Raw genomic sequence first — 13,123 nt, forward strand, 5'->3', positions numbered from 1 at the left:
CCTGTCAGTTGCAGACTGTGTCTATTACGCAGGTTTGGCGAAATGTAGTGGTAAAGACAAAATCTGCCGGTTTTTTGTTGAAAATTGATGATTATGTAGTGGCAAAACGATTGAGTGTTACGGAGGGTTACGGATAAGACAGCGGTGTCTCCAAAAAATTGACTGCGCTGAAAGCCGCGGTTTTACTGGGCTTTAGCGGTGCGTGATTTTTTTGAACGGGAAATTGTTACGGATCGCACGACAGGCGCGCATTGCTACGGGAGCCACTCGGCGGCATAATGTAGCCCCTTTTTTCTGCCCCTACATGTGGAAGGTTCCCGTGACTCAGAAGCCCGACCAGTGTCTTGGTGAATGGATCGACCGTGAAGCACTCGCAGAAGCGATGATTCCACTTATCGGTCAGCTCTACCGCAATAACAACGTGGTGAGCTCGATCTATGGCCGCAGCCTGATCAACCAGTCTGTCATCGCGATTCTCAAAGCTCACCGCTTTGCTCGCCATCGTTCTTCCGACGATAGCGAACTCTCCGTCCACGAAACATTCCCTCTGCTTAAGGCCATGAGCGAGCTCAAGCTCGGCGCAGCTTCGGTAGACTTGGGCAAGTTGGCGTACAAATTCCGCGTCGAAGGCAATGGCCGCACTGCCGAGCAGTTCGTCCGCGAAGAAATGGCTGACGTGGTTGGCCAGCAAAACGCTTCCGCCCGCAAAGGCACCGATGTCGTCCTGTACGGCTTCGGTCGTATCGGCCGTCTTCTGGCGCGCATCCTGATCGAAAAAACCGGTGGTGGCGACGGTCTGCGTCTGCGTGCCATCGTGGTGCGCAAAGGCGCCGAAAACGACCTGACCAAACGCGCCAGCCTGCTGCGTCGTGATTCGGTACATGGTTCGTTCAACGGCACCATCACCATCGACGAAGAAAACAACACCATCACCGCCAACGGCAACCTGATCCAGGTTATCTACGCGAAAAACCCGACTGAAGTGGATTACACCCAGTACGGCATCAAAGACGCGCTGCTGGTGGACAACACCGGCGTATGGCGTGACGCTGAGGGCCTGGGCCAGCACCTGGCTTGCCCGGGTATCGATCGCGTTGTTCTGACCGCGCCGGGTAAAGGCAAGCTGAAGAACATCGTTCACGGCATCAACCACGGTGAAATCACCGCTGATGACAAGATCGTTTCGGCCGCTTCCTGCACCACCAACGCCATCGTGCCGGTGCTGAAAGCCGTCAACGACAAGTTTGGCATCATCAACGGTCACGTTGAAACGGTTCACTCGTACACCAACGACCAGAACCTGATCGACAACTTCCACAAAGGCGATCGCCGTGGCCGTAGCGCTGCGCTGAACATGGTGATCACCGAGACCGGTGCTGCCACTGCTGCCGCCAAGGCACTGCCTGAACTGGCCGGCAAGCTGACCGGTAACGCGATCCGCGTTCCGACGCCAAACGTGTCGATGGCCATTCTCAACCTGAACCTTGAGAAAGCCGCCACCCGTGAAGAGATGAACGAGTACCTGCGCTACATGGCGTTGCACTCCGATCTGCATAAGCAAATCGACTACGTCAACTCGCAGGAAGTGGTTTCCACCGACTTCGTTGGCTCGCGCCACGCAGGCGTTGTGGATGCTGAAGCAACCATCACCCAAGACAACCGCGTTGTTCTGTACGTTTGGTACGACAACGAGTTCGGTTACAGCTGCCAGGTGGTTCGCGTGATGGAAGACATGGCCGGTGTAAACCCGCCAGCATTTCCGCGCTAAGCCTTAGCCGCACATGAAAACGCCCCGACTTTGGTCGGGGCGTTTTTGTTTGTGTGTTTTGTCAGTTGCAAGTGTTTTGTCGATCCAGGCCTCTTCGCGGGCAAGTCGGATCGCCGCATCGCACGCTCCTACAGGTAATTAGCCAGTTTTGAAATGGCGCATGCCCTGTAGGAGCGAGGCTTGCCCGCGAAGGCGATGTATCAGGCGCTGCCGACTACCGCCGCTTGCGCAGTCCGCAGTTCATGCCGATTGCCTTTGAACAACACCAGTGTCGCAATCAACCCCAGCACCGCCGCGCCACTGAGCCAGATCCCCGGCGCAGCCTTGTTGTCCAGCACATGGATCAGGTACGTACACGCCGCAGGCGTAAACCCGCCGAAGGTTGCCGTCGCCAGGCTGTAGGCCAATGAGAAACCGGTGGTACGAACTTCCACCGGCATGATCTCGGTCAGCGCCACGACCATGGCCCCGTTGTACGAGCCATACAGGAACGACAGCCACAACTCGACGATCAGCAAATGGCTGAAACTCGGGTTCGCCACCAGCCACGACAAGGCAGGGTAGGCCGTGAGGATCGCCAGGATTGTCGCCGCCAGGAGCAGGGGTTTACGCCCGATCTTGTCGGACACAGCACCCATCACCGGCAGCCAGAAGAAGTTCGACAGACCGATGCACACGGTCACCAGCAACGCATCCAGATCCGACAGGTGCAGTTCTGCTTTGCCGAAGGTCGGGGTGTAGGCGGTGATCAGGTAAAACGACACGGTAGTCATCACCACCAGCGCCATGCCGGCGATGACGATGCCGAAGTTCTGACTGATCGAGCGGACGACGTCTTGCAGGGTAGGGCGGTGTTTGCGCGCCTGGAACTCCGGCGTTTCTTCCAGTGAGCGACGGATCACGAAGATCACCGGCACAATCATGCAGCCGATCAGGAACGGCACGCGCCAGCCCCAGTCACCCATTTCTTCGGGGCTGAGCCAGTGGTTCAAACCGACGCCCAGCAGGCCGGCGAACACCACCGCGGCTTGCTGACTGGCGGATTGCCAACTGACAAAGAAACCCTTGCGACCCGGCGTGGATATCTCCGCCAGGTACACCGACACACCGCCCAGTTCCACGCCGGCCGAGAAGCCTTGCAGCAGGCGACCGAACAGCACGATCAGCGGCGCCGCAACACCCAGTGTGGCGTAAGCTGGCACGCAAGCAATCAGCACCGTACCGGCAGCCATCATCGCCAAGGTGATGATCAAGCCTTTGCGGCGACCATGACGGTCGATGTAGGCCCCAAGGAAAATAGCCCCCAAAGGACGCATCAGGAAGCCGGCACCAAAAGTGGCCAGTGACAACATCAGGGAGGCGAAAGCGCTGTCGGCAGGGAAGAAGGTTTTGGCGATGGCCGTGGCGTAAAAGCCGTAGACCATAAAGTCGAACATTTCGAGAAAGTTACCGCTGACAACGCGAAAAATCGCTTTGCCTTTGCCCGTATTCGAGGACATTTCAACGTACTCACTTTGGCTATCTTGTCGGAAATCCCTGATTTAGACGCGTCCTCGCCGCCGCCATGAAGGCAGGCTCCCTCGGCGAACAGTTTTGTAACGATATGTGTATGAAGATCGTTAGGCAACAACTAGTTAGCTTGCTGCTTAAACGATATAGCCATTAAGCGTCACGGATTGCGCTGGAGCGAACTAAAAACGTGTGACCAACGCAGATCAATGTGGGAGTGAGCCTGCTCGCGATGGCGGTCTGACAGTCAACATCAATGTTGAATGTCATAGCCTCATCGCGAGCAGGCTCACTCCCACATTTCTGTCGCATAATGGCGAGCCTTGGCGTGGTGTCAGGGAATGCGTTGGGGGCGTGAAAATTGTTGAGTCGCTGGAAGGGTTCTTTCCTTGTGTTGTTCGTTGCCCTGTCCGGCTGTGGCAACTCCGACTCCATGGAAAGCTTCGGCGGCCCCACCATGGGCAGCACTTATTCGATCAAATACGTGCACCATGCCGATCTTCCCACTCCAAAAGACGTCCAGGTGCAGGTGGAAAAGATCCTCGCCGACATTGACCAGCAAATGTCCACCTACCGCAGCGACTCGGACATCGAGCGTTTTAACGATCTCCCGGCCCATCGCTGTCAGAAAATGCCCGCGTCAATCCTTAAATTGGTCCGCGTCGGCGAGCAGCTCTCGGAACAAAGCGAAGGCTCCTACGACCTGACGGTCGAACCACTGCTCAATCTCTGGGGTTTCGGCCCGCAGGGCCGCGAGGAAAAAGTCCCCGCTGCCCAGGCGCTCGCCGAAGTACGCCAGCGTGTGGGATACCAGCACCTGCGCATCGATCGCGATCAGCTGTGCAAGGACGCCGCCGTCGAAGTCGACTTCAACAGCATCGCCGCCGGTTATGCCGTCGACACCATTGCCGGAAAGCTCGAAGCGCTGGGTATCCACAACTATCTGGCCGAGGTCACCGGCGAGCTCAAGGCGGCGGGCAAGAAACTCGACGGCTCAGCCTGGAAGATCGCGCTGGAGGAGCCCCGCGACGACCAGCAAGTTGCGCAAAAAATCATCACGGTCGACGGTTACGGCGTGTCCACCTCTGGCGACTACCGCAATTATTTTCAGCAGGACGGCAAGCGCTATTCCCACACCTTCGATGCCCGCACCGGTGCGCCGGTCTCACACACCCTGGCGTCAGTCACGGTGATTAATCCTTCAGCGTTAATGGCCGATGGCTTATCGACGCTGTTGCTGATTCTCGGCCCGGAGCGCGGTTGGGACTACGCAGAAAAACACGATATCGGCGCATTTTTTGTGATTCGTGCCGATACAGGTTTCGTCACACGAACCAATCAGGCTTTTGAGCGCCTCAGTGGCGGCAAAACCGAATGATTGCGGTGATCCGCGCATTGAAGACTGGCGTTGTAGTGCAGGCAAAACTAGCCTACGACGCGACCAAGGGTTAATGTGCCCGGCGTTGACGCTTCTATAGACTGTGTCCGGGTTCTGCACTGGCCCCAAATTGTTCCTTCACGCCGCAGATCGGCGTGATTTAGCCGCAGGTGCCGAGGGCGCCGCGGCCTGTTCTGAGGAGTACGCATGGCTGTCTACAACTACGACGTGGTGGTGCTGGGTTCCGGCCCGGCGGGAGAAGGCGCGGCAATGAACGCCGCCAAAGCAGGGCGCAAGGTGGCGATGGTCGATAGCCGTCGCCAGGTCGGCGGCAACTGCACCCACCTGGGTACCATCCCGTCCAAGGCACTGCGTCACTCGGTCCGGCAGATCATGCAGTTCAACACCAACCCGATGTTCCGGGCCATTGGTGAGCCGCGCTGGTTCTCGTTCCCGGACGTGCTGAAAAGCGCCGAAAAAGTCATTTCCAAACAAGTCGCCTCGCGCACCGGCTACTACGCCCGTAACCGTGTCGACGTGTTCTTCGGCACCGGCAGCTTCGCCGACGAGCAAACCATCGAAGTGGTCTGCGCCAACGGCGTGGTCGAAAAACTGGTGGCCAAACACATCATCATTGCCACCGGTTCGCGTCCTTATCGCCCGGCGGACATCGATTTCCATCACCCGCGTATCTACGATAGCGACACCATCCTCAGCCTCGGTCACACCCCGCGTAAACTCATTGTTTACGGCGCGGGCGTGATCGGTTGCGAGTACGCCTCGATCTTCAGTGGCCTGGGTGTGCTGGTTGAGCTGGTGGACAACCGCGGTCAGTTGCTGAGCTTCCTCGACTCGGAAATTTCCCAGGCCCTGAGCTACCACTTCAGCAACAACAACATCACGGTTCGCCACAACGAAGACTACGACCGCGTCGAAGGCGTGGACAACGGCGTGATCCTGCACCTCAAGTCCGGCAAGAAGATCAAGGCCGATGCCCTGCTCTGGTGCAACGGCCGTACTGGCAACACCGATCAGTTGGGTCTGGAAAACATCGGCGTGAAGGTCAACAGCCGTGGCCAGATCGAAGTCGACGAAGCCTATCGCACCTGCGTACCGAACATTTACGGTGCCGGTGACGTGATCGGCTGGCCGAGCCTGGCCAGTGCCGCGCATGACCAGGGTCGTTCGGCCGCTGGCAGCATCGTCGATAACAACAGCTGGCGCTTCGTCAACGACGTGCCGACCGGCATCTACACCATTCCGGAGATCAGCTCGATCGGCAAGAACGAGCAAGAGCTGACTCAGGCCAAGGTGCCGTACGAAGTGGGCAAGGCGTTCTTCAAGAGCATGGCGCGTGCACAGATTGCCGGCGAGCCTCAGGGCATGTTGAAGATCCTGTTCCACCGCGAGACCCTGGAAGTGCTGGGCGTTCACTGCTTCGGTTATCAGGCGTCGGAGATCGTTCACATCGGTCAGGCGATCATGAGCCAGCCGGGCGAATTGAACACGTTGAAGTACTTCGTCAACACGACGTTCAACTACCCGACCATGGCCGAAGCCTATCGGGTAGCGGCGTACGATGGCCTCAACCGGCTTTTTTGAGCGGCTCCGGCCGGTGGCCTGAGCCGGCCGGGGAGACCGATTTCAGCAATTCTCGAGGGTGGCGCTGGCCAAACCGGGAAAGTCTGTAATCAGGCTGTCAACGCCGAAGTCGGCGAGTCTGCGCATCAGCGCGGGCTCGTTGACTGTCCATACCGACACATGCAACCCCTGACGCTGCGCCTTCTGCAGGCGTTCCGGCGTACACAGGGTCCAGTTCAGCGCCAGAATTTCACAGCCATAACTTTGCGCGACCTTCAACGGGTCGAGCCACGCGTACTCGGCCACCAGACCGCGAGACACGTCCGGCACCAGGTCCAGTGCGGCTTTCAACACTTCACGTGAGCTCGACGTGATCGTGACCTTGTCCAGCAGGCCGAAACGCTGAGCCATTTCGCGAATCGCCAGCACGGTCGTCGCGGCGCGGGTGCGTGAAGCGCTTTTGACTTCCAACTGCCAATGCTCGAAATCGCATTTCTCGAACAATTCTTCCAGTGTCGGAATCGGGCAGGGCTTGATCCAGCCCGGGCCACCCTTGCGCGCGTCGTAGGTCACCAGGTCCTTTGCGGTTTGCTCGACAACCTTGCCGCGGCGGTCGGTGGTGCGCTTGAGCGTCGGGTCGTGGATGACCATCAACTCGTTGTCCATGGACAGGTGCAGGTCCAGTTCGCAGCGGCGTACGCCGTGCTTGAGGCATTGCTGAAAACTGGTCAGCGTGTTTTCCGGTGCTTCGCCCTTGGCGCCGCGATGGCCGTAGATGAGGGTCACGGTTCTTCCTTAAATTAAATGCCTGATTCGTTTTCGCGGGCCAGACGTCGTTCCTGGGCCTGCTTCTGCAAAATGTAGCGGGCCAGCAATTGGCGTTGGGCATCGGTCGGGTATTGGAACTCGGTGCCGACATCGTAGGCGCCAGCCTTGCGATCGCAATGCGTGACCCTGGCCCGCAGCAACAGGCCGAGGGCTTGCGGCATCAGTACCAGTTTGACCGACAGGTGCGCACCCACGGCGATGGGCGTCGGGTACTGAAAGTCGATGCCGCCTTCGGAAATGATCACCGGCTGCGGCTCGCCGATCTGCCCGAGCACGGTGATGGCGATCACCTGACTGAGTAGATCGATGCGTTTGTTCTGGGATTTCAGGAATGCGGCGAGGTTGCGGTCGCGCTCACTGATCTGGCGTAACAGGTGTTGCGACTCGAATTCGCTCAGGTGCAGTTCGCTGAGCAAGTTGAACAGTGGGGAAGCATCCTGCAACACTTCCTGGCCTGCGGCTTCGGGAGCGGACAGGGGCCGAATTTCCAGTGCGATCGTGTCCTCGATACGGTAGTATTCGCGGCGATCTTCTTCATCTAATGTCGACATGGCGAACCCATGGTAGCGGCGGTGGTCTGAGTGTAAAGCTGGTTATCGACCCCCGCCACAAGGACGTTCCTTTTCCCTCCGAACAAGCCCCGACATGTTCAGACCTCTCTTCGTATTTATTGGCACGCGTTATACCCGTGCAAAGCGTCGCAATCATTTTGTGTCGTTCATTTCCCTGACTTCAATGATCGGACTCGCCCTCGGCGTGGTCGTGATGATCGTCGTGCTTTCGGTCATGAATGGCTTCGATCATGAGATGCGCACCCGCGTGCTGGGCATGGTGCCCCACGCGACCATCGAGTCCAGTGAGCCAATCAGCGACTGGCAAAGCCTGGCCACCAAGGTCAAGCAGAACCCGCAGGTGACGGCCGTGGCGCCGTTCACCCAGATGCAGGGTTTGCTGACCAACAACGGCAAAGTCTCCAAAGTCCTGCTCAATGCCATCGACCCTGCGCTGGAACGCCAGGTCTCGATCATTGATAACTTCATGCAGCAGGGCAAACTCGACGACCTTACGCCGGGCAGTTTCGGCATCGTCATCGGCGATAAGGCAGCCGCCAAGCTCGGCGCTGCGATCGGCGACAAGCTGACGTTCGTGGCGCCGGAAGTCACGGTGACCCCGGCCGGGATGTTCCCGCGCATGAAACGCTTCACCGTCGTGGGTATTTTCCATGTCGGCGCTGGTGAGATCGACGGCTATCTGGGTGTCACCAACCTGCAGGATCTGGCGAAGCTGCATCGCTGGAAGCCGGATCAGGTCCAGGGCATCCGCCTGAAGTTCGACGATCTGTTCCAGGCCCCGCGCACGGCGTGGAATATCGCCCAGCAACTCGGCGAAGACCATTTCTATGCCCGCGACTGGACGCGCACCCACGGCAACCTGTATCAGGCAATCCGCATGGAAAAAGCCATGATCGGCCTGCTGTTGCTGCTGATCGTCGCCGTCGCGGCCTTCAACATCATTTCCACGCTGGTGATGGTGGTGAATGACAAGAAGGGCGACATCGCGATTCTGCGCACCCTGGGCTCCACGCCGGGGCAGATCATGGCCATCTTCATGGTCCAGGGCACGGTCATTGGCGTGATCGGGACGCTGATCGGCGCGGTGGTCGGGATCTTCGCCGCGCTGAACGTCAGCGCCGCGATCTCCGCCCTCGAAGGGTTGATCGGCCACAAGTTCCTGAACGCCGACGTGTACTTCATCGATTACCTGCCGTCGCAAGTGCAGAGCCAGGACGTGTTGATGGTCTGCGCCGCCGCGTTGGTCCTGAGTTTCCTCGCCACCCTGTATCCAGCCTGGCGTGCCGCGCGCACCCAGCCTGCGGAGGCGCTACGTTATGAGTGAGTTGGGTATGAGTGATAAAGCAATCTTGAGCTGCCGCAACCTGGGCAAATCCTACGAGGAAGGTCCGGAGTCGGTAGAAGTTCTGGCCGGCCTGCAACTGGAGCTGCATCCGGGTGAGCGCGTGGCGATCGTCGGCACCTCGGGTTCGGGCAAAAGTACCTTGCTCAACCTGTTGGGCGGCCTCGACACGCCAACCAAGGGCAGCGTCTGGCTCGACGGCGAAGAGCTGTCAGCCCTGAGTGAGAAGAATCGCGGTCTGTTGCGCAACCGGTCGCTGGGTTTCGTTTACCAGTTCCACCATCTGCTGCCTGAGTTCACCGCGTTGGAAAACGTCTGCATGCCGCTGCTGATCGGCAAAACCGCGATCCCGGAAGCGCGTCAGCGTGCGACCGCGTTGCTGGAGCGGGTAGGGCTGGGTCATCGCCTGGAGCACAAACCGTCCGAACTGTCCGGCGGCGAACGTCAGCGTGTGGCCATCGCCCGCGCTCTGGTGAACAAACCAGGCCTGGTGATGCTCGACGAGCCGACCGGCAACCTCGACTCCCACACCGCCCAGGGCATTCAGGATTTGATGCTGGAACTCAGCACCTCGATGCGCACGGCGTTCCTGGTGGTGACTCACGACATGAACCTGGCTCGCCAGATGGATCGCGTCCTGCATTTGCAGGAAGGTTGCCTGACGCCCATCTGATTGACCAAAACCCGGCGTACTGAACAGTGCGTCGGGTCTTTTATTTTTATACGGTGCCCCAGCGAATGTTCAGACCGTTATCGATCTTTATCGGCATGCGCTATACCCGCGCCAAGCGCCGCAATCGCTTTGTTTCCTTCATCTCGATGACCTCGATGATCGGCCTCGCCCTCGGCGTGCTGGCGATGATCGTGGTGCTGTCGGTGATGAACGGCTTCCAGCGCGAAATGAGCTCGCGCATCCTCGGCATGGTGCCGCACGCGACCATCGTCGGCGTGAACCCGATCGACGATTGGCAACCGGTGGCCGCCGCCGCGATGAAAAACCCGGAAGTCACCGCCGCCGTGCCGTTCACCGAGATGGAAGGCATGCTCTCCTATAAAGGCACGATGCAGCCGATCCAGGTCAGCGGCGTCGACCCGGCGCTGGAAGGCAAGGTGTCAATCGTCGCCCAGCACATCGTTCAGGGCCGTCTCGATGCGTTGAAGCCGGGCGAGTTCGGCGTGGTGATCGGCGAGATCACCGCCCGGCGTTTCCGCCTGAATGTCGGCGACAAGATCACCCTGATCGTGCCGGAAGTCAGCACCGCACCGGGCGGTATTACCCCGCGCATGCAGCGCCTGAACGTGGTCGGCGTGTTCAAGGTGGGTGCCGAGCTGGATGGCTCGATGGCGCTGATCCACGTCGCCGATGCCGCGCAGATGCAGCACTGGGAGCCGAACCAGGTGCAGAGCGTGCGTCTGGCGGTGAAGGATTTGTACGCCGCGCCGAAGGTTTCCAGCGATATCGCGGGTGGCTTGGGCACGGCTTACAAGGCTGACGACTGGACCCACACCCAGGGCAGCCTGTTCAGCGCGATGAAGATGGAAAAAACCATGATCGGCCTGTTGTTGCTGATGATTGTCGCCGTGGCGGCGTTCAACATCATCGCCACGTTGATCATGGTGGTGAACGACAAGGGCGCGGACATCGCGATCCTGCGCACCATCGGCGCTACACCGCGGCAGATCATGGCGATCTTCATGGTGCAGGGCACGGTGATCGGGATTGTCGGCACCTTGATCGGTGGCGTGCTCGGCGTGATTGCAGCGTTGAACGTCAGTGAGCTGGTGGGGTGGATGGAGCGGGTCAGTGGCCAGCACATCTTCAGTTCTGACGTGTATTTCGTCAGTAACTTGCCGTCGGAATTGCAGGGTGGGGATGTGTTGTTGATCTGCTCCGCCGGGTTCATCTTGAGCTTCCTGGCAACGGTATACCCGGCGTGGCGTGCGGCGAAGATCGAACCGGCTCACGCGTTGCGGTATTCGTAAACCGTTACACCGCTTTCGCGGGCAAGCCCGCTCCTACATGATCGCGTAGGAGCGAGGCTTGCCCGCGAAGGGGCCGGACCTGCTGGCCTCATTCTCACTTGGGCATGTCAATCACAAACCGCGTCCACCCATTCTCCGATTCACACCGAATCTGCCCACCATGGGCTCGGATGATCGACTGGGTAATCGCCAACCCCAACCCCGCATGCTCACTGCTACCTTCCTGACGCGCCGGATCACCCCGATAAAACCGGTCAAACAATCGCGGCAGCAACGCCCCTTCAATCCCGCCTCCACTGTTCTCAACCATCAAACTCAAGCCTTTGACCTGATCAACAATCCGCACCCGCACCTCTCCATCAGCAGGCGTAAACCGCAACGCGTTATCCAGCAAATTGGACAGCGCCCGCCGCAACATGCTGCGGTCACCCTCCATCTGCGCGCTGCCCTCACGGCTCAACGTCACCCGGGCGTCTTCAGCCAATGGCGCAAAAAACTCCAGCAACACATCCGCTTCTTCCGCCAGCTCCAACGATTCCCGCTTGGGCGTCAACAACCCATGGTCAGCCTTGGCCAGGTACAACATGTCGTTGACCAGTTGCGCCATCCATTGCAGTTCTTCGAGGTTGCTGTGCAGCGCTTCGCGGTAATCCTCGATAGGCCGGGGGCGGGTGAGGGTGACCTGGGTGTGGGTCAGCAGATTCGACAGAGGCGTGCGCAGTTCATGGGCAATGTCGGCAGAGAAGGCCGAGAGGCGCTGAAAAGAGTCGTCCAGGCGTCCGAGCATGGCGTTGAAGCTGTGGGCCAATTCGGTGAGTTCCGACGGCATATTCTCTTCGGGGAGTCGGGCATTAAGCGATTGCGCCGAAACCCCGCTGGCGATCGCACTCATGCGCCGCAACGGGCGCAAGCCACTGCGTGCCGCCCATGCACCGAGTAACGCGGTGGCCAGGGCCGACAAACCGACGGTCAGCCAGATCAAGTGCTGCATGCGTTGCAGAAAGTGCTGGTGATGGGTGATGTCCAGCAGCAAGGTCAGTTGCGGTGAGTCAGGTCGGTCGACAAACAGTGGCGCATTCAGCACGCGATAATCGGTGCCGTCGTCGTTCAACGTGGATAAGCCCGGTTTTTGCGGGAGGTTTTCAGGCAGGCGCGATGAACTGTCATACCAGCGCTGGCCATCGCTGCCGGTGATTCGCAGCGACAGATCGGCCTGCCGGCTCAGTTCATCCGCCAGTCTGACTTCGCTTTCACTCGACCGGACGTCGTGCAGCGCGCGGCGCAAACCAATCAACTTACCGTCAAGCAACTGCTGATCGAGCTCGATGAAGTGCGCCTCGCTGGCGCGACTGAACAACACCCCGGCAAACAACGAAACCACGGCAGTACAAGCCGCAAACAGCAGTGCCAGGCGACTGCTTAACGAAAGTCGACGCATCAGGCAGGGCGCTCTTCAAGGACATAACCCATGCCGCGCACGGTATGAATCAGCTTGTTGGGGAATTCATCGTCGATTTTCAGGCGCAAACGGCGGATCGCGACCTCAATGACATTGGTGTCGCTGTCGAAATTCATGTCCCAGACCTGGGAGGCGATCAGTGATTTGGGTAGCACTTCGCCCTGGCGCCGCAGAAGCATTTCCAGCAGGGCGAACTCCTTGGCGGTCAGGTCAATGCGCTGACCACTGCGTTCCACCCGGCGGCGGATCAAGTCCAGGCGCAAGTCGGCGAGTGCAAGGCTGGTTTCCTGAGGCGAGGCGCTACCGCGTCGCAACAGACTGCGGACCCGAGCCAGCAACTCGGAGAAAGCGAACGGTTTGACCAGGTAATCGTCGGCGCCGAGTTCTAGGCCGTGGACTCTGTCCTCCACTGCATCTCGCGCCGTCAGAAAAAGTACCGGCGTATCCAGACCGGCACTGCGTACCGCTTGCAAAATTTGCCAACCATCACGGCCGGGCAGCATCACGTCAAGGATCAACAATGCGTAGTCACCACTCAATGCCAGTTGTTGGCCAGTGCTGCCGTCGGCCACCAGTTCGGTGATGAAACCGGCCTCGGTCAGGCCCTGGCGCAAGTAGTGGCCGGTTTTAGGTTGGTCTTCGACGATCAGCAGCTTCATGGGCAACTCGAGGCAAATGGAACGAACGCTTTATACCGTGGGCA

11 protein-coding genes are annotated in these 13,123 nt (G+C 59.2%); 6 read left to right on the forward strand and 5 right to left on the reverse strand.

What is annotated here, in order from left to right; translation table 11 throughout:
* Nucleotides 1-304 precede the first annotated feature (304 nt).
* A complete protein-coding gene (locus ACYZTY_RS08225) occupies nucleotides 305-1,768 on the forward strand; it encodes a glyceraldehyde-3-phosphate dehydrogenase (RefSeq protein WP_461958030.1) in 1,464 nt (487 codons plus the stop codon).
* 200 nt (nucleotides 1,769-1,968) lie between these two features.
* Here the strand turns inward: ACYZTY_RS08225 and tcuC are convergent, their stop codons facing one another.
* Nucleotides 1,969-3,267 carry a tricarballylate/proton symporter TcuC gene (tcuC, locus tag ACYZTY_RS08230; protein WP_461958031.1) on the reverse strand — a complete coding sequence of 433 codons (1,299 nt, stop codon included), beginning with the start codon at nucleotides 3,265-3,267 and terminating at the stop codon, nucleotides 1,969-1,971.
* Between the two features lie 401 nt (nucleotides 3,268-3,668).
* Between tcuC and ACYZTY_RS08235 the strand changes: the two genes are divergently transcribed.
* Nucleotides 3,669-4,655: an FAD:protein FMN transferase gene (locus ACYZTY_RS08235; protein WP_461958032.1), complete on the forward strand. Its 987-nt coding sequence runs from the start codon at nucleotides 3,669-3,671 to the stop codon at nucleotides 4,653-4,655.
* A 207-nt stretch (nucleotides 4,656-4,862) separates the two neighbouring features.
* The gene (gene sthA, locus ACYZTY_RS08240; protein ID WP_007907752.1) at nucleotides 4,863-6,257 is read left to right on the forward strand and encodes a Si-specific NAD(P)(+) transhydrogenase; all 1,395 of its coding nucleotides are present in this window, start codon (nucleotides 4,863-4,865) and stop codon (nucleotides 6,255-6,257) included.
* 42 nt (nucleotides 6,258-6,299) lie between these two features.
* On the opposite strand, the gene ACYZTY_RS08245 is transcribed toward sthA, so the two are convergent.
* Complete coding sequence (locus ACYZTY_RS08245) at nucleotides 6,300-7,022, reverse strand: glycerophosphodiester phosphodiesterase (RefSeq protein ID WP_461958033.1); 723 nt, start codon at nucleotides 7,020-7,022, stop codon at nucleotides 6,300-6,302.
* Nucleotides 7,023-7,036: 14 nt separating this feature from the next.
* Nucleotides 7,037-7,615, reverse strand: coding sequence for a PilZ domain-containing protein (locus tag ACYZTY_RS08250; protein WP_461958034.1), 579 nt, complete (start codon nucleotides 7,613-7,615; stop codon nucleotides 7,037-7,039).
* Nucleotides 7,616-7,709: 94 nt separating this feature from the next.
* Here ACYZTY_RS08250 and ACYZTY_RS08255 point away from each other — a divergent pair, with 94 nt between their 5' ends.
* The 3 genes from ACYZTY_RS08255 (at nucleotide 7,710) to ACYZTY_RS08265 (ending at nucleotide 10,961) form a co-directional block, all read left to right on the forward strand.
* The gene (locus ACYZTY_RS08255) at nucleotides 7,710-8,960 is read left to right on the forward strand and encodes a lipoprotein-releasing ABC transporter permease subunit (RefSeq protein ID WP_461958035.1); all 1,251 of its coding nucleotides are present in this window, start codon (nucleotides 7,710-7,712) and stop codon (nucleotides 8,958-8,960) included.
* 7 nt (nucleotides 8,961-8,967) lie between these two features.
* On the forward strand, nucleotides 8,968-9,651 hold the full coding sequence (gene lolD / locus ACYZTY_RS08260) for a lipoprotein-releasing ABC transporter ATP-binding protein LolD (protein ID WP_167360488.1): 684 nt from the start codon (nucleotides 8,968-8,970) through the stop codon (nucleotides 9,649-9,651).
* A gap of 65 nt (nucleotides 9,652-9,716) precedes the next feature.
* Nucleotides 9,717-10,961 carry a lipoprotein-releasing ABC transporter permease subunit gene (locus ACYZTY_RS08265; protein ID WP_461958036.1) on the forward strand — a complete coding sequence of 415 codons (1,245 nt, stop codon included), beginning with the start codon at nucleotides 9,717-9,719 and terminating at the stop codon, nucleotides 10,959-10,961.
* Nucleotides 10,962-11,055: 94 nt separating this feature from the next.
* On the opposite strand, the gene ACYZTY_RS08270 is transcribed toward ACYZTY_RS08265, so the two are convergent.
* Together ACYZTY_RS08270 and ACYZTY_RS08275 are read right to left on the reverse strand one after the other, a co-directional pair.
* Entirely contained in the window at nucleotides 11,056-12,399 is a 1,344-nt protein-coding gene (locus ACYZTY_RS08270) for a heavy metal sensor histidine kinase (RefSeq protein WP_461958037.1), read from the reverse strand.
* A complete protein-coding gene (locus ACYZTY_RS08275) occupies nucleotides 12,399-13,079 on the reverse strand; it encodes a heavy metal response regulator transcription factor (RefSeq protein ID WP_461958038.1) in 681 nt (226 codons plus the stop codon). Before ACYZTY_RS08275 ends, ACYZTY_RS08270 begins: the two co-directional genes overlap by 1 nt.
* Between the last annotated feature and the right edge of the window lie 44 nt (nucleotides 13,080-13,123).

This window comes from Pseudomonas sp. LB1P83 (assembly GCF_054897885.1).

Bases quoted from the DNA above. Each gene is read 5' to 3' on its own strand.
- ACYZTY_RS08250 (WP_461958034.1), bottom strand. From the start codon at position 7,615: ATGTCGACATTAGATGAAGAAGATCGCCGCGAATACTACCGTATCGAG.
- lolD (WP_167360488.1), top strand. From the start codon at position 8,968: ATGAGTGATAAAGCAATCTTGAGCTGCCGCAACCTGGGCAAATCCTAC.
- ACYZTY_RS08225 (WP_461958030.1), top strand. From the start codon at position 305: ATGTGGAAGGTTCCCGTGACTCAGAAGCCCGACCAGTGTCTTGGTGAA.
- ACYZTY_RS08265 (WP_461958036.1), top strand. From the start codon at position 9,717: ATGTTCAGACCGTTATCGATCTTTATCGGCATGCGCTATACCCGCGCC.
- ACYZTY_RS08270 (WP_461958037.1), bottom strand. From the start codon at position 12,399: ATGCGTCGACTTTCGTTAAGCAGTCGCCTGGCACTGCTGTTTGCGGCT.
- ACYZTY_RS08255 (WP_461958035.1), top strand. From the start codon at position 7,710: ATGTTCAGACCTCTCTTCGTATTTATTGGCACGCGTTATACCCGTGCA.
- sthA (WP_007907752.1), top strand. From the start codon at position 4,863: ATGGCTGTCTACAACTACGACGTGGTGGTGCTGGGTTCCGGCCCGGCG.
- tcuC (WP_461958031.1), bottom strand. From the start codon at position 3,267: ATGTCCTCGAATACGGGCAAAGGCAAAGCGATTTTTCGCGTTGTCAGC.
- ACYZTY_RS08275 (WP_461958038.1), bottom strand. From the start codon at position 13,079: ATGAAGCTGCTGATCGTCGAAGACCAACCTAAAACCGGCCACTACTTG.